This is a genomic window from Streptomyces sp. NBC_00328 (genome assembly GCF_036139655.1).
In the GTDB taxonomy this organism is placed as follows: Bacteria; Actinomycetota; Actinomycetes; order Streptomycetales; family Streptomycetaceae; genus Streptomyces.
Genome location: NZ_CP108013.1, coordinates 9,681,600 through 9,698,760 on the forward strand (window position 1 = coordinate 9,681,600; position 17,161 = coordinate 9,698,760).

At 71.3% G+C, this 17,161-nt stretch carries 9 protein-coding genes and 2 pseudogenes; 10 read left to right on the forward strand and 1 reads right to left on the reverse strand.

Features of this window, described 5'->3' with window-relative positions:
* Nucleotides 1-20: 20 nt before the first annotated feature.
* From OG485_RS42695 to OG485_RS42725, 7 genes and pseudogenes are all read left to right on the forward strand, one after another.
* A pseudogene (locus OG485_RS42695) lies at nt 21-1,337 on the forward strand (type I polyketide synthase); the annotation flags it as partial.
* A 5-nt stretch (nt 1,338-1,342) separates the two neighbouring features.
* A complete protein-coding gene (locus tag OG485_RS42700) occupies nt 1,343-1,864 on the forward strand; it encodes a flavin reductase family protein (RefSeq protein ID WP_328663535.1) in 522 nt (173 codons plus the stop codon).
* A gap of 24 nt (nt 1,865-1,888) precedes the next feature.
* Nucleotides 1,889-3,151, forward strand: a complete 1,263-nt coding sequence (locus OG485_RS42705; RefSeq protein WP_328663533.1) for an LLM class flavin-dependent oxidoreductase — start codon at nt 1,889-1,891, stop codon at nt 3,149-3,151.
* 1 nt (nt 3,152) lies between these two features.
* Nucleotides 3,153-3,908 (forward strand): thioesterase II family protein, encoded by a 756-nt coding sequence (locus tag OG485_RS42710; protein ID WP_328663530.1) that lies wholly within the window; start codon nt 3,153-3,155, stop codon nt 3,906-3,908.
* Between the two features lie 97 nt (nt 3,909-4,005).
* Nucleotides 4,006-5,127, forward strand: a complete 1,122-nt coding sequence (locus OG485_RS42715) for an NADH:flavin oxidoreductase (RefSeq protein WP_328663529.1) — start codon at nt 4,006-4,008, stop codon at nt 5,125-5,127.
* 37 nt (nt 5,128-5,164) lie between these two features.
* Complete coding sequence (locus OG485_RS42720) at nt 5,165-6,415, forward strand: cytochrome P450 (protein WP_328663527.1); 1,251 nt, start codon at nt 5,165-5,167, stop codon at nt 6,413-6,415.
* 11 nt (nt 6,416-6,426) lie between these two features.
* The gene (locus OG485_RS42725) at nt 6,427-6,624 is read left to right on the forward strand and encodes a ferredoxin (RefSeq protein WP_328663525.1); all 198 of its coding nucleotides are present in this window, start codon (nt 6,427-6,429) and stop codon (nt 6,622-6,624) included.
* A gap of 107 nt (nt 6,625-6,731) precedes the next feature.
* Here the strand turns inward: OG485_RS42725 and OG485_RS42730 are convergent, their stop codons facing one another.
* Nucleotides 6,732-7,187 (reverse strand): SRPBCC family protein, encoded by a 456-nt coding sequence (locus OG485_RS42730; RefSeq protein ID WP_328674206.1) that lies wholly within the window; start codon nt 7,185-7,187, stop codon nt 6,732-6,734.
* A gap of 274 nt (nt 7,188-7,461) precedes the next feature.
* Here OG485_RS42730 and OG485_RS42735 point away from each other — a divergent pair, with 274 nt between their 5' ends.
* From OG485_RS42735 to OG485_RS42745, 3 genes and pseudogenes are all read left to right on the forward strand, one after another.
* Nucleotides 7,462-8,652, forward strand: a complete 1,191-nt coding sequence (locus OG485_RS42735) for a DUF993 family protein (RefSeq protein ID WP_328663523.1) — start codon at nt 7,462-7,464, stop codon at nt 8,650-8,652.
* A 41-nt stretch (nt 8,653-8,693) separates the two neighbouring features.
* Complete coding sequence (locus OG485_RS42740; protein ID WP_328663521.1) at nt 8,694-10,106, forward strand: FAD-dependent oxidoreductase; 1,413 nt, start codon at nt 8,694-8,696, stop codon at nt 10,104-10,106.
* 54 nt (nt 10,107-10,160) lie between these two features.
* Nucleotides 10,161-16,961, forward strand: a pseudogene (locus OG485_RS42745) (SDR family NAD(P)-dependent oxidoreductase); the annotation flags it as partial.
* Nucleotides 16,962-17,161: the final 200 nt, after the last annotated feature.

A 17,161-nucleotide genomic window follows, 5' to 3' on the forward strand; every position in this document is an offset into this window, starting at 1 on the left:
TCGACCAGATAGTGGCGGCGCTGCGCGCCTCCATGATCGACAACGAAGAGCTGCGCAGACAGAGGGACGAATTCGAACAGGCGGCCGTCGAACCGCTTGCCGTCATCGGCATGGCCTGCCGCTTCGCGGGTGGTGTGGAGTGCCCCGAGGACCTGTGGCAGATGCTCCTCGACGGTCGTGACGGTGTCACCGACTTCCCCACCGACCGGGGCTGGGACGTGGAGGCGCTCTACGACCCCGAGGGCGGGCCCAAGACGTCCGTCACCCGCCAGGGCTCCTTTCTGCACGACGCCGCCGACTTCGACGCCGACCTGTTTGGCATCTCGCCGCGCGAGGCCGAGGAGATGGATCCGCAGCAGCGCCTGCTCCTCGAGACGGCGTGGGAGACCCTGGAGAACGCCCGGATCGACCCGCTGTCGGTGCACGGAAGCGACACCGGGGTCTTCGCCGGGCTCATGTACCACGAGTACGAGGGCGCCAGCACCGGCGGCAGCCTGGTGAGCGGGCGGATTGCCTTCACGCTCGGGCTCGAGGGGCCGGCGGTCACCGTCGACACGGCCTGCTCCTCCTCCCTTGTCGCCGTCCACCTGGCCGCTCGCTCCCTGCGCCAGCGTGAATGCGCTCTCGCGCTGGCCGGCGGGGTCACGGTGATGGCCGCCCCCGAGACGTTCCAGTACTTTACCCAGCAGAAGGGCCTCTCCAGGGACGGCCGCTGCCGGTCCTACGCGGCGGCCGCCGAGGGCACCGGCTGGGGCGAGGGCACCGCGATGCTGCTCCTCGAGCGTCTCTCGGACGCCCGCCGCAACGGGCGGCGCATCCACGCCGTCATCCGCTCCGCGGCGCTCAACCAGGACGGCGCCTCCAGCGGCATCACCGCCCCCAACGGGCCCGCGCAGCAGCGCGTCATCCGCAAGGCGCTCGAACAGGCCGGACTCGGCCACCAGGACGTGGATGCGGTCGACGGACACGGCACGGCCACCAGGCTCGGCGACCCGATCGAAGTGCAGGCGCTGCTCGCGACGTACGGACAGGACCGGCCTGCGGACCGCCCGCTGTGGCTCGGCTCGGTCAAGTCGAACCTCGGGCACACCCAGGGCGCGGCCGGCGCCGCGTCGCTGATCAAGATGATCCTGGCCCTGCGCGAGGGCGTGCTGCCCAGGACCCTGCACGTCGACGAGCCGACCCCGCACGTCGACTGGGAGGCCGGCGCCGTGCGACTGCTGACCGAACAACGCCCCTGGCCGGACACCGGTCGGCCGCGCCGCGCGGGTGTCTCCTCCTTCGGCATCAGCGGCACCAACGCCCATGTGATCCTCGAGCAGGCGCCGGCCCCGGCGGCCGCATGACCGCCCCGGCCGGAATCGGCTTCCACGAACCCCGTGTCGACTCCGCGCAGTTCCGCCAGGTACTGGGGCGGTTCTGCAGCGGCGTCACCATCATCACCGGCGTCGCCGACGGCGGCGCACCCGCCGGGCTCACGTGCCAGTCCTTCTTCTCGCTCTCGCTCGACCCGCCGCTGGTGGCCTTCTCGGTCTCCCGCACCTCCGGGACCTGGCCGCGGATCGCGCCCTCGAAGGCGTTCTGCGTCAACGTCCTCAGCACCGCACAGCAGCAACTGTCCCGATCGTTCGCTGCGCGCGGGACCGACAAGTTCGCGGGGCAGGAATGGACCCCGGCGCCGGTCACCGGATCACCCGCGCTGCCCGGCTCGCTCGCCTGGATCGACTGCGTCGTGGAGGCGGTGCATCCCGGCGGCGACCACTGGCTGGTGATCGGCCGGGTCCGGCATCTCGCGGCGTGCGACTACGAGGCCGACCCCCTGTTGTTCTACCGCGCCGCCTTCCGCAGGCCGGCCGTGGTCTGACCCATCCAATTCCCAGGAGACGACATGCGATTCGGACTGATATACCACCACCAGCTTCCGCGCCCCTGGCAGCAGGACAGCGAGGAGCGGATGTTCAACGAGGCCCTGGACCAGATCGAACTGGCCGACCGGCTCGGCCTGGACTACGCCTGGGCCACCGAGCACCACTTCCTGGAGGAGTACTCGCACTCCGGTGCCCCCGAGGTGTTCCTCGGGGCGGCCGCCGCCCGCACCCGCAGCATCCGCCTCGCCCACGGCATCGTCCAGCTCCCGTCGGCAGTGAATCACCCGGTGCGGGTCGCCGAGCGCCTCGCGACGCTCGACCTGATCTCCGGCGGCCGCGTCGACTTCGGTTCTGGCGCGGGCAGTTCGCAGCTGGAGCTCGCCGCCTTCGGCGTGGACCGGGCGACCAAGAAGGACGAGTGGGCCGAGTCGCTCGAGGTCGTCACCCGGCTGCTGTCCGAGGAGCCGTTCGCCGGGCACAAGGGCCGGTTCACCGAGGTGCCGCCGCGCAACCTGCTGCCCAAGCCGAAGCAGACCCCGCACCCGCCGCTGTGGCTCGCGTGCTCCGCCCGCACCACCATCGAGGACGCCGCCCGCGCGGGCCTGGGCGCGCTCTCCTTCTCCTTCGTCTCTCCCGAGGAGGCCAAGGGCTGGGTCGATACCTATTACGACACCCTCCAGTCCGAGCAGTGCCTGCCGATCGGACGTGCCGTCAACCCCAACTTCTCCGTCGTGCTGCCCTTCATGTGCCACCAGGACGAGGAGACGGCCCTGGACCGCGGCCTCGAGGGCGCCCACTTCTTCTCGTACGCGCTGATGCACTACTACATCTCCGGCGAGCACAAGCCGGGCCGCACCAGCGTGTGGGAAGAGTTCCAGAAGAACCGCGCGAGCGTCGGTCTCGTCCGCGAACCCGTGGCGCCCGCAGGGGATGACGCCGAGCAGTCCGAGGACGTCAAGAACATGCTGGAGCAGATCACCTCGCTGCGCCGGGGAATCGGCACACCCGAGCAGATCACCGACATGATCCGCCGTTACGAGGCCGCCGGCGTCGACCAGATCATCTTCTCCGTGCAGATCGGCAAGAACCGGCACGAGCACATCATGGAGTCGCTCGAGCTCTTCGGTGCCGAGGTGCTCCCGGAGTTCGCGCCGCACCGAGACGCCGTCGACGAGGCCCGGCGCGAGCGGCTCGCCCCCGCTGTCGAGGCCGCCCTCGCACGCCGCAAGCAGCACACCGAGGACGTCGCGGACTATGTCATCGCACCGGAGCTGAGGGCCTGACATGACCGCGGACACGACCGTGGGGACCAGCGACTGGATCCGGCGTTTCCACCCCGGCCCCCAGGGCGCCCCCACCCTGGTGTGCCTGCCGCATGCCGGCGGTTCGGCATCATACTTCTTCCCGGTGTCGCGGCGGTTGTCGTCCATGGCCGACGTCCTGGCGGTCCAGTACCCGGGCCGCCAGGACCGTCGCCACGAGCCGTGCGTCGACTCCGTCGCCACACTCGCCGACGCGCTGGCCGGGGAGCTGCTGCCCCTGCGCGGGCGGCCGCTCGTCCTGTTCGGGCACAGCCTCGGAGCCACCGTGGCTTTCGAGGTCGCGCGACGCCTGGAGGCCGAAGATGCCCCGCCACGGGCCCTGTTCGCCTCCGGTCGCCGGGCCCCCTCGACCGTGCGCGACGAGCGCGTGCACCTGAAGGACGACGACGCGCTGATCGCCGACATCGCCCGCCTCGACGGCACCGACACCCAAGTGCTCGGCGACGAGGAGATCATGCGCATGATCCTTCCGGCGATCCGCGCCGACTACCGGGCGGCGGAGACCTACCGCTACCTGCCGGGCCCCGCACTCACCTGCCCGGTCACGGTCCTGACCGGTGACGCGGATCCGCACGTCACCGCGGAGGAGGCGCACGCCTGGCGGCGGCACACCAGCGGAGCGTTCGAGCTGAAGGTCTTCCCCGGCGGGCATTTCTTCCTCAACTCCCATGCCCCGGCGGTGATGTCGCTCATCGAGACCGCACTGCGCGCGAGATAGGGGGGCGGCCACGCCGTTTAGGGGGTCGAACGCGTGGCCGCGCCATTCCTTTCCTGGCTTCAATCGGAAGACCGCCTGTGCTGAAGGGAATTCATTCATGTCCACTGCGCCCGCCAGCTATTCCGTGGATTCGATATTCACGCCTGTCACCCTCGGTGGGGTGCGGATCAAGAACCGATTCGCCATGGCCCCGATGACACGGAATTTCTCCCCCGACGGAATTCCCGGGCCCGATGTGGCGGAGTACTACGCCCGCCGGGCGCGGCACGGTGTCGGCCTCGTCATCACGGAGGGCACTGTCATCGACCACCCCGGCTCCACGCACAGCCCCTGCGTGCCGCACTTCTACGGGGACAAGGCTCTCGCGGGCTGGGCCGAGGTCGTAGGGCGGGTGCACGCCGAGGACGGAAAGATCTTTGCCCAGCTGTGGCACGTGGGCCTCGACCCGCTTGCCGGGGAGGCACTGGGCCCCGGCACCTCCCTGATCGGGCCCTCCGGACTCGTCGCTCCGGGGCAGCAGATCACCGAGCCGATGACCCAGCGGCAGATCGACGATGTCGTCGCGGCGTTTGCCACCGCTGCTGCCGAAGCCGAGCGTCTGGGCTTCGACGGTGTCGAACTGCACGGCGGCCACGGCTACTTGATCGACCAGTTCTTCTGGGAGGCCACCAACCAGCGCACCGATGCCTACGGCGGCGACGTGGCGGCCCGCACCCGGTTCGCGGTGGAGATCATCGAGGCCGTACGGGCTCGCGTCAGCGCCGACTTCCCCGTGGTGCTGCGCTTCTCGCAGTGGAAGACCGCGGACTTCACCGTGAAGCTCGCCGCCGACCCGCAGGAGCTGGAGGCGTTCCTCGCTCCTCTCACCGACGCCGGAGTCACCGCGTTCCACTGCTCGACCCGGCGCTTTTGGACCCCCGAGTTCGAGGGGTCCGACCTCACCCTGGCCGGCTGGACGAAGAAGATGACCGGCAAGCCGGTCATCACGGTCGGCTCCGTGGGCCTCGACAGCGACTACGTCACGATGTTCGCGGAGGGCACCGGTGCCGGCACCGAGGGCATCGGCGGCGTCCTGGACCGCCTCGAACGCGGCGAGTTCGACATCGTCGCGGTGGGCCGCGCCCTCCTCGGCGACGCGGAATGGGTCGCCAAGGTTCGCGACGGCCGCACCGACGAACTGGCCTCCTTCAGCCCGCAGTCCCTGGCCACACTCGCCTGACCGAACCGGCCCCTTGCCCGAGAGGACACCGCACACCATGACCGACGTCGCCCAGGCCGAGACCGGCCCGACATCCGCCGGGGAGGGCAGCTCCGCGCTCCCCTTCCCCTTCACGCGCAAGTGCCCCCTGAGCACACCCCACGAGTACGCCGAACTGCGCACGCACAGCCCTGCGACCAAGGTCCGCCTGCAGCTCTCGGGCAAGGAGGCCTGGCTGCTCACGCGGCACGAGGACGTCAAGAAGGTGCTGGGCGACCCGGCGATGAGCTCCGACGCCAAACGCCCCGGCTACCCGCTGCAGTTCCCGGTGCCCGAAGAGGTCCTGCAGTTCATCAAGTTCCCGTTCTCCGCGCTCGACGCCCCCGAGCACACGGTCCAACGGCGTCTGGTGATACCCGAGTTCACCGCCCGGCGCATCCAGGACCTGCGCCCCCGCATCCAGGAGATCGTCGACGAACGGATCGACGCGCTGCTGGCCGGCGAGGGCCCCGCGGACCTCGTCAAGGAGCTGGCCGCACCGGTCCCCTCGCTGCTGTTCTGCGAGATGCTGGGCGCCGATCCGGCGGACATCGACTACTTCCGGCGGTACTCCGAGGTCACCATGAACCGGGAGTCCACGCAGGAGGACGTCATTGCCCTGTACGCCGAGATGGACGGTTTCCTGGGGCGGCTCATCACCGAGAAGGAGAAAAACCCCGGCGACGACCTGCTCAGCCGCCTCGCCGCCAAGAACCGTGAGGAGGACGCAGGACTCGAACTGGCCGACCTGGTCTCCATCGCCCGGCTTCTCGTCGTCGCGGGCTTCGACACGACCGCCAACATGATCGGCCTGGGCACGCTCGTCCTGCTGCAGAACCCCGAAGCGGCCGACGAGCTGCGTGCCGACCCGTCCCTGACCCGCAAGGCCGTCGACGAACTGCTGCGCTTCCTGTCCATCGCGGACTCGGCGACCGTCCGCGTGGCCACCGACGACGTCGAGGTCGGCGGCATCACCATTCGCGCCGGCGAGGGCGTCATCGCCAGCAACGGGGCCGCCAACTGGGACGGCGCCGTCTTCGAGAACCCGCACGTCTTCGATATCCACCGCGACGCCAAGAACCACCTCGCGTTCAGCTACGGCGCCCACCAGTGCCTCGGCGCGAACCTGGCCCGCGTTCAGCTGGAGATCGTCTTCGACGCCCTGCTGGCCAGGATTCCGACGCTGCGCCTGGCCGCCCCGCTCGAGGAACTGTCGTTCATGCACGGCGGTCACATCTACGGGCTGCACCAGCTGCCCGTGACCTGGTGAATCCGGGCACGATGCGCGTCACCGTGGACCGCGGCAGGTGCGTGGGGTCCGGATCCTGCGCCCTCGCCGTCCCGGACGTCTTCGACCAGAGCCCCCGGGACGGCCGGGTCGTGCTGGTCATGCAGACGCCGGACCCGCATCTGCATGAGGCCACCGAGGCGGCGGCGGACTTCTGCCCCGTGTCCGCCATCACCGTCGGCGAGAGGTGAACGCAGGCGCGTACGCCGACGGCCCGCACCCCTGTGAGGGAGAGAGTGCGGGCCGTCGGCGTACCCGCCCGGCCGCGGGGGATGTACGGCCGGCCGGAGCCGAGGGGTCAGGACTCGAGCACCTTGGCCAGGCGCTCCAGGCCCAGGACGAGGTTCGTGGTGAGGAAGTTGCCGATGGCCTCGCCGACTTCTGCGCTCTGCGGGCCGTCGAGGACGATCGAGTGCGTGATCGTCACGCCGTCCGTGCCGTTGGCGACGGCGCGCAGGCTGGTGCGCAGGAACGTCTCGTCACGAATGTTCGACTCGGGGGTGGGGGCCATGCACTCCAGGGTGAAACCCTCGTTCTCCACCACGTCGACGAGCGTGAACGGCACCGGCTGAGGGTGATGGCCCTGCTCCGGGTCCTGCTCGATCACACCCTTGGCACCCGACACGAAGGGGCCCTCGACGCGAATCGTGCTGACGTCGTTGTACCACTCACGCCAGGACGGCAGATCGGTGTAGCGGGCCCACACCGCCTCCGGGGCGGCCTTGGCCTCCACGCTGTGCTCGAACTTCCACATGGTCACCCTCCACATCTGACGGTCAGTGAGAAATCGGCACGCGACGAGCCGGCCGACCGCACCCCCATGTAGTCACACACCTTGCGTCCCGATCCACACGAAGAGCCCCCTATGCGGCGGCGGGCGGCCCCCTGTTCGTACCGGGCCCGCAGACGAAGTCCCGAACTAGGGGGAGACGTGAGGGACTTAGGGGGTCGACCGGCTGGAGCGGCGGACACCCGACTGGATCTAATGAATCGCCAGTGGATTCCCGTGAGGTATCGGAGCTGAAGCGATGATTAATCTGCCGGAGTCGGACGGTACGCTCACGCCGTATCAGCCGAATGTGTCCCCGCGTGAATTCACCGCGCTTCGCGCCCCGTTCAAGAAGCGCTCCGTCCTGGCGACCGCACACGTGGTCGGCGATCCCCTGGCAGCCAACGAGCCCTTCGGACCGCCGGTCGGCCCGCCGCCCGAGCAGCGCCTCGACTGGGACGCCACCCTCGCCTTCCGCCGCCACCTGTGGAACCACGGCTACACCGTGGCGGAGGCGCTCGACACCGCCCACCGCGGCATGGGCCTGGACTGGCCCGGCGCCGCCGAACTCATCCGGCGCAGCGGCGCCGAGGCGCGCGCCGTCGGCGGACGGCTGGCGGCTGCCATCACGACCGATCAGCTCGACCCGTTCGCCGAGCACACCCTCAAGGACATCGTCACCGCCTTCGAGCAGCAGCTGGAGGTCACCGAGGCCGCCGGCGCACAGCCCATCATCATGTGCAGCCCCCAACTCGCCGCCGTCGCCCGCGGAGCCGACGACTACGCCGAGGTCTACGGGAACCTGCTGAGCCAGTCGAGCCTCCCCGCGGTCATCCACTGGATCCTGCCGGAGTGGATCCCGCAGCACGCCGGCTACTTCGGCCACCAGGACACCGACGCCGCCTACGAAGCGCTCATCGCCCTGGTCGAGGCCAACCGGGACAAGGTCGACGGCGTCAAACTGGCCCCCCTGACCGTGGAGCGCCAGATCGAACTGCGCCGCCGCCTTCCCGAGGGCATCCGCTTCTACACCAGCGACACCGACCGCTACCCCGAGCTGATCCTCGGCGACGACCAGGGCTTCAGCGACGCCCTCTCGCCCGTCTTCGACCCGGTGGCGCCGCTCGCCGCCCAGGCGCTGCGGGCCCTGGACGACGGGGACACCGCCGCCGCCCGCACCCTGCTCGACGAGACACTCCAACTGAACCGGCACGTCTTCGCGGGACCGCTGCGCAGCACCCTCTTCTTCAAGACGGGCCTGGTCTTCCTCGGCTGGCTCGCCGGGCACGCCGACCACTTCCGGATGGTGTGGGGTGAACAGTCGGCCCGATCCGTACCGCACCTGGCCACCGCCTACCGGCTCGCCGACGCCCTCGGCCTGTTCCCCGACCCCCCGCTGGCCGAACGGCGCATGAAGACCTACCTCGCCACCTGCGGCATCGAGCACTGACAGCCATCGAGACCATCGGCAGCTCAGGAAGGAAGCGGGCTATGACCAGGGCAATAGTGCTCGGTGGCGGAATGGCGGGGGTGCTCGCCGCGGTCGCACTGAGCGAGCATGCCGATGTCACCGTCGTGGAGAGCGACCAGTACCCCGACACCCCGGCCCCCCGCCGCGGATTGCCGCAGGGACACCACAACCACATGTTCATGCGGGGCGGCGTCGAAGCGCTGGAGAAGCTGCTGCCCGGCATCACCGACCAGTTGCACGAGGCCGGCGCCAAACGGCGCGAGCTGCCCTCGGGCAACCTGACCCGCTCCGGCGAGGGCTGGTTCCGCAGGCGCCCCAGCTCCGCCTACGTCCTGCTGTGCAGCCGGGACCTCACCGACCACGTGCTGCGCCGGACGGCACTCGCCGACAGGCGGATCACCGTCCTGCAGGGCACCCGCGTCACCGGACTGACCGGCGACGCCGACCGCGTCACCGGGGTCCGTGTGCGCGGCGAGGCCGACACCGAGCAGACCCTCGCCGCCGATCTCGTCGTCGACGCCACCGGGCGCCGCTCCCAGGCACCGACCTGGCTCACCGAGCTCGGCGCCGCCCCGGTCCACGAGGAGGTCGTGGACGGCGGATTCGCCTACGCCAGCCGGGTCTTCGAGGCGCCGGCCGGGTTGCGCGAGGACTTTCCCGGCGTACTCATCCAGGCCCAGGCGGGCACCGGGCTGCCGGGGCGGGGCGCGGCGCTGCTGCCCAATGAAGGGCGTCGCTGGATCGTCACCCTCTTCGGCACCCGCGGCGCCGTACCGCCCACCGACGAGGAGGGTTTCGCCCGGTTCGCCCGTGAGACCCGCCACCCCGTCATCGCCGACCTCATCGCCGCGGCCCGCCCCGACTCCCCCATCCACCCCTACCGCGGCATGGCCAACCGCCGACGTTACTACGAGAAACTGCCGGTGCCCGAGGGCTTCGTCGCCACCGGCGACTCTCTCATGGCACCCAACCCGAACTACGGCACCGGCATGTCCCAGGCCGCACTCCAGGCCCTTGCCCTGCGCGACACCGTGCGCCGCCACCACGGAGTGCGCCCCGGCCTCGCGCGCAAGGCGCAGAAGGCGCTGGCCAGGATCGCCACCGCCCCCTGGCAGGCCGCCGTCACCCAGGACCACTTCTTCCCGGACGTCCAGTCCAACGCCAAGCGCCGCCCCGGCCCCGCCCAACTGCGCCTCAGTGAGCGGGTCACCAGGGTCGCGGCGGAGAACGGCCGGGTTGCGGAGGCCGTGTTCAACGCGGCGGCGCTCTCCGGCTCGCCCCTGGCGATCTTCGCCCCCGCCAACCTACTGGCGATCCTGCGGGGGCCGCGTCTGCCACAACTGACGGCTGATCAGGCCATGGCCCAGTTCCCCGAGTTCGGCGACGTACTCGCACAGGCACAGAAGAACGATCACGTTGGTTCCGGGAACTGACGCGAGCATCCGACGTGGAAACAAAGGGGGGTGTCCGGGGTGGGCGCTGAGGTGATCCCGTGGATCGTCTCGGGGAAGAGCGCGGAGGCGCTGCGGGCACAGGCCGCGAAACTGCGGACGTACCTGGCGGACCGGCCCGGCGAACGTCCCGCCGACATCGGCCTGTCGCTCGCCACCACCCGGGCCCGGCTCGGGCACCGGGCTGTCGTCCTCGGCACCGACCGCGACACACTGCTCGCACAGCTCGCCGAGGGCGGCACCAGTTCCGCTCTGGTGACCGGCGCCGCCCCGGGCGGCGAACCCAGAACGGTCTTCGTCTTCCCCGGGCAGGGCTCCCAGTGGGAGGGCATGGCCGTCGAACTGCTCGACCAGTCACCCGTGTTCGCCGCCCGGATGACGGAGTGCGCCACGGCCCTCGCGCCGTTCACGGACTGGGACCTCATCGGCGTCCTGCGCGGTGAGGCCGGCCGCCCCAACCCGGAAGCCGTGGACGTCGTCCAGCCGGTGCTGTGGGCCGTGATGGTCTCGCTCGCCGCGCTGTGGCGCTCCTATGGAGTCGAACCCGCCGCAGTCGTCGGGCACTCCCAGGGCGAGATCGCCGCGGCCACTGTCGCCGGGGCGCTCTCCCTCCAGGACGGCGCACGCGTCGTGGCCCTGCGCAGCCGTCTGATCAAGGAACGCCTTGCAGGCAAGGGCGGCATGGTGTCCGTGCCGATCCCCGCCGAGCAGCTCACCGCCCGCCTGGAGCGCTGGGACGGACAGCTCCAACTGGCCGCCGTCAACGGCACGTCCACCGCAGTCGTGTGCGGGGAGAACACTGCGCTGGACGAGCTCTTCACCGAACTCACCGACGAAGAGGTGCGGGTCCGCCGCATCCCCGTGGACTACGCCTCCCATTCGCACTTCGTGGCCGAGATCCGTGAGGAACTCATCCACCTCCTCGCACCCGTCGCGCCCCAGAGCGCCCGGCTGCCGTTCTACTCCACAGTCACCGGCGACATCCTGGACACCGCCGGGCTCGACGCGGAGTACTGGTACTCCAACCTGCGCCGCACCGTCCGCTTCGACGAGGCCACGCGCGCGCTGCTGCGCGACGGATGCACCCTGTTCGTCGAGCCCACCGCGCACCACATCCTCAGAACCGGCGTCCAGGAGTCGATCGACGCCGCGGACAAGCCCGCCGCGGCGGTCGGCTCGCTGCGCCGCGGCGAGGGCGGCCTGCCCCGGTTCGCCACCTCGCTGGCCGAGGCGTGGGTGCACGGTGCCCCCGTGGACTGGGCCGCCTTCTTCGACGGCACCGACGCCCGCACCACCGACCTGCCCGGCTACGCCTTCCGGCGAAAGCGTTACTGGCGCAAGGTCCCCACCGTCGGCGGCGGCGTGACCGACCTCGGCCAGACCGGCGTCGAGCACCCGCTGCTGGCCGCCGCTGTCGAGACCGCCGAGGCCGACCGGCACGTGCTGACCGGACGACTGTCGCTGCACACCCACCCCTGGCTCGCCGACCACGAGGCGCTCGGCACCGTGCTGCTGCCCGCAACGGCCTTCGTGGAACTGGCCGTTCACGCCGGCGAGCGGGCCGGCTGCGCCACCCTTGACGAACTGACGCTGCACGCACCGCTCGTCCTGCCCGAACGCGGCGGAGTCTCCGTACAGGTCCTGCTCGACGCCCCCGACGCGTCGGGCGGACGCGTCGTCGGCATCCACTCGCGCGCCGACGGCGACGAACAGCCCTGGACACGGCACGCCACCGGCACCCTTTCGGCACGCTCCGCCCAGGACGCCGGACGGGAGCGGGCCGACCTGACGCAGTGGCCGCCCACCGGCGCCGAACCGATCGACCTGGACGGCGCGTACGAGCGCCTGTTCGGCCGCGGTTATGCCTACGGCCCTGTCTTCCAGGGGCTGACAGCGGCCTGGCGGCGCGACGACGAACTCTTCGCCGAGGTGACCCTGCCCGAGCGGGCGCACGCCGACGCCCAGACCTTCGGCCTGCACCCGGCCCTCCTCGACGCGGCCCTGCACACCGAACTCGTCGCGGCCGACCAGGACACCGCGGGCGAGGCCCTTCTCCCCTTCTCCTGGAGCGGGGTGCGGCTGCACGCGGTCGGCGCCACCGCGCTGCGCGTCCGCCTGGTCCGCGACGCCCACGGCCACACCACCCTTGACGCCGCCGACCCGACCGGCAGCCCCGTCCTCGGCGTCGACTCCATCACCGCCCGCCCCGTGTCGGCCGGCCAGCTGGACAGCGCGGCCGGACGCCGCGCCCTGCCGTACCGCCTGACCTGGAGCGAACAGCCCCTCGACCGGACCGCCCCCGGGCCCACCGGCCCCGCGCACCCCGAACCGCTCACTGGCCTCGACCAGTTCGACAGCGGACAGCCCGTCCCCGACACGGTGTACGTACAGCTCGACGAGCCCGCCGACACCGACGTGCCGTCCGCCGTCCGCGCCACGGCCCGCCGCGCCCTCGACCTCGTCCAGACCTGGCTCGAGCAGGACCGGTACGCCGACGCGCGCCTCGTCGTCGTCACCCGCGGTGCCGTCGCCGTATCCGGCGACAGCGCCCCCGCGCTTGCCCTCGCCCCCGCCTGGGGCCTGCTGCGCGCAGCCCAGGCCGAGAACCCGGACCGGATCACCCTCGCCGACCTGGACGCCACCGACGCCTCCCGCCAAGCGCTGAGCGCGGCCGTGGCCTCCGGGGAGCCCGAACTCGCCCTGCGCAAAGGCATGTTGTACACCCCCCGGCTCGTCCGCACCGCCGACACCGGCCAGGTCCCCGCGCCGCCCGTGCTCGCCCCGAACGGCACCGCACTGATCACCGGCGGCACCAGCGGCCTCGGCGCTCTCGTCGCCAGGCACCTGGTTGCCGAACACGGCATCCGGCACCTGCTGCTGACCAGCCGCCGCGGCCCCGACACCCCCGGCGCCGCCGCGCTGCGCGACGAACTCGCCGCCGCCGGCGTCACCGTGACCCTCGCGGCCTGCGACGTCACCGACCGCGCCGCACTGGCAGCACTCGTGGAGGCCGTCCCCGACGCCCACCCCCTCACCGCCGTGGTGCACGCCGCCGGACTCCTCGACGACGGCGTCGTCGCAGCCCTCACCCCCGAACGCCTGGACACGGTCCTCGCCCCCAAGGCCGACGCCGCCTGGCACCTGCACGAACTCACCGCCGGTCACAACCTGGCCCTGTTCGCACTCTTCTCCTCGACCGCCGGCACCCTGGGCGCCGCCGGCCAGGCCAACTACGCCGTCGCCAACGTCTTCCTCGACGCCCTCGCCGCCCATCGCCGCGCCATCGGTCTGTCTGCCACCTCCATGGCCTGGGGGCTGTGGGCCGAGGCCACCGGCATGACCGGCGGCCTCGCCGAGAGCGACATCGGACGCCTGCGCCGCCAGGGCTTCCCCGCCATGACGACGGCCACGGGACTCGCCCTGTTCGACCAGGCGCTGGCTCTCGACGACCCGCTGCTCCTGCTGCTCGTCCTCGACCTGGCCGCACTGCGGGCCCGCGCCGCCGAAGGCATCGTGCACGGTCCACTGCGCGACCTGGTACGCGCTCCCGCCCGCCGGGCTGCCGGGACGGGCACGGACGGCATCTCACTGGCCGACCGCCTGGCCCGCCTGCCGGAGGACCGGCGCGACGCATTCCTGCTGGACCTGGTGCGCGGCCACGTCGCCGACGTCCTCGGCCACGACTCGCCGGACGCCGTGGCGGCGGACCGGGCCTTCAAAGAACTCGGCTTCGACTCGCTCACCGCCGTCGAACTGCGCAACAGGCTCGCCGCGGCGACCGGACTGCGCCTGCCCGCCACGCTCGTCTTCGACCATCCCAGCGTGCGCGCCGCCGCCCGGCACCTCGAGGAGTCCGCCCTCGGCGGTCCGGCCACCGCCGCGGCACCCATCACCACAGCCACCGCCGACGACGATCCCATCGCGGTCGTGGCCATGGCCTGCCGCTTCCCCGGCGGCGTACGGACCCCCGGCGACCTGTGGCGGATCGTCGTCGACGGCACCGAGACCGTCTCCGCGTTCCCCACCGACCGCGGCTGGGATCTCGACGGCGTCTACGACCCGGAACCGGGGACACCTGGCCGGACGTACACCCGGAACGGCGGATTCCTGCATGACGCAGCCGAGTTCGACGCCGAGTTCTTCGGGATCAGCCCCAACGAAGCGCTCACCATGGACCCCCAGCAGCGGCTCCTGCTGGAGACCTCCTGGGAGGTCTTCGAACGCGCCGGCATCGACCCCGCCACGCTCAAGGGCAGCCGCACCGGCGTCTACACCGGGGTGATGTACCACGACTACACACGCTCCCGAGCCACCGGCTCCATCAACTCCGGCCGCATCTCGTACACATACGGCCTGGAAGGGCCCGCCGTCACGGTCGACACCGCGTGCTCCTCGTCGCTCGTCGCCCTGCACCTGGCCGTCCGGGCGCTGCGCTCCGGCGAGTGCACACTGGCCCTCGCCGGCGGTGTCACCGTGATGGCCACCACTGAAGTCCTCGTCGAATTCGGTCTGCAGCAAGGCCTGTCCGCCGATGGTCGCTGCCGTTCCTTCTCCGACGACGCCGATGGGACCGGCTTCTCCGAGGGCGTGGGCCTGCTGCTCGTGGAGCGGCTCTCGGACGCCCGGGCCAACGGCCACCCGGTGCTCGCCGTCGTGCGCGGCTCGGCCGTGAACCAGGACGGCGCGAGCAACGGCCTGTCGGCTCCCAACGGCCCCGCACAGCAGCGCGTCATCCACCAGGCCCTGGCCGACGCGGGCCTGACCCCCGCCGACATCGACCTCGTCGAGGCACACGGCACCGCCACCACCCTGGGCGACCCGATCGAGGCGCAGGCACTGCTCGCCACGTACGGGCAGAACCGGCCCGAGGACCGGCCCGTCTGGCTCGGCTCGGTCAAGTCCAACATCGGCCACACACAGGCCGCGGCCGGCGTCGCCGGGCTCATCAAAACGATCCAGGCGATACACCACCGCATCCTGCCGCCCACCCTGCACGCGGACACCCCGTCGACCAAGGTGGACTGGACGGCGGGCAACCTGCGGCTGCTCACCGAGGCCCGCGACTGGCCCGAGACCGGCAGCCCGCGCCGCGCCGCCGTCTCCTCGTTCGGCATCAGCGGCACCAATGCCCACGTCGTGGTGGAACAGGCACCGCCGACAGCACCCGACACCACGCAGACCGACCCTGACCCCGCGACCCATGGCCGCCCCTGGCTGCTGTCCGGCCGCACCCCGCAGGCCCTGCGCGCCCAGGCCGCGGAACTCGCCGCGTGGCTCGGCACGGCGCCGTCGGCGCACGACCGCGACATCGCCCGCGCCCTTGCTGTTGAGCGCACCACGTTCGAGCACCGCGCCGCGGTCCTCGCCCCCGATCGGGACGGGTACCTGCGCGCATTGACCGCTCTGGCCGAAGGGGACCTGCCCGCCACCGCTGTCCGCGACGCCGCTCGGGCCACCGGCCGTGGGCCGGCGTTCTTGTTTGCGGGGCAGGGTGCGCAGCGGGTTGGTATGGGGCGGGAGCTTTACGAGGCGTTTCCGGTGTTCGCGGGGGCTTTCGATGCGGTGCTGGATGTCATCGATGTGCCGTTGCGGGAGGTGATGTGGGGTGCGGATGAACTCGTTCTGAGTCGTACGGAGTTCGCGCAGCCGGCGTTGTTCGCGATCGAGGTCGCTCTGTACCGGTTGTTTGAGTCGTGGGGTGTCAGGCCGGATTATCTGGCGGGGCATTCGGTCGGTGAGTTCGCGGCGGCGCATGTGGCGGGTGTTCTGTCGCTTGCCGATGCGGCGCGGTTGGTTGTGGCGCGGGGCCGGTTGATGCAGGTGTTGGACGAGGGCGGGGCGATGGTCGCCGTGCAGGCGGCGGAGGACGAGGTGCGTTCGCTGCTGGTTGGTGTCGGCGGTGTCGGTATCGCGGCGGTGAACGGTCCGACGGCGGTGGTGGTTTCGGGTGTCGAGTCGGAAGTTCTGCGGATCCAGGAGTACTTCGAGGGTCTGGGGCGTAAGGCGAGCCGGTTGAAGGTGTCGCATGCGTTTCATTCGCCGTTGATGGAGCCGATGCTCGATGATTTCCGGGCGGTGGCGCGGGAGGTGGAGTTCGGTGAGCCTGTCATCCCGATCGTCTCGACGCTGACCGGTGCTGAGGTGGGCGGGGCCGAGTTGGCGGATCCGGAGTACTGGGTGCGGCATGTCCGCGAAACGGTCCGGTTCGCCGACGCCGTGCGGGAGTTGGCGGCAAGGGGTGTTACCACGTTCCTGGAGATCGGCCCGGACGCCGTCCTGTCCGCGATGGCACAGCAGTCCGCCGAGGACGCTGAGTTCGTACCGGTACTGCGCCGCGACCGGCCGGAGGAGGCCGAGTTGGTCGCCGCCGTCGCACTGGCCCACTGCCGAGGCGTCACCGTCGACTGGCGAGCCTTCTTCGCCGGCGCCCACGGCCGCCGCGTCGACCTGCCCACGTACGCCTTCCAACGACGCCCGTACTGGCTGGCCGAGACCACCGGCACCGACATGGTCGTCCACGGTGTCGACACAGGGACGGACGACGTCGCCGTGGAGGCCGGACGCTGGCAGCAGATCCTCGCCCTGCCCGACGGCGAACGCGAGCGGGCCGCGCTCGCTCTGGTCCGCGCACAGGCCGCCGCCGTGCTCGGACACGAGTCGGCCGACGCGGTGGCGCCCGACAGGGCTTTCACGGAACTTGGCTTCGACTCCGTCGCCGCCATGGAACTGCGCAAGAGGCTCATGGAACGCACCGGTACCGTCCTCCCGGCGACCCTGGCCTTCGACCACCCCAACACTCAGGCGGTTGCGACCCTGCTGCTCCAGGAGGGCACGCCGGTACAGGCCGGACCGGTCCAGCCGCTCCTCGCGGAACTCGACCGCGTCGAAGCGGTCCTGACCGCCGCACCTGAACTGAACGGGGACACCGACCGGATCACCAGCCGGATCGAGGCCCTGCTGCGCGCCTGGCGCGACACCCGGGGGAGCACGGCCGAGGAACGGCAGCCGGACGACGACTACACCACGGCCAGCGATGA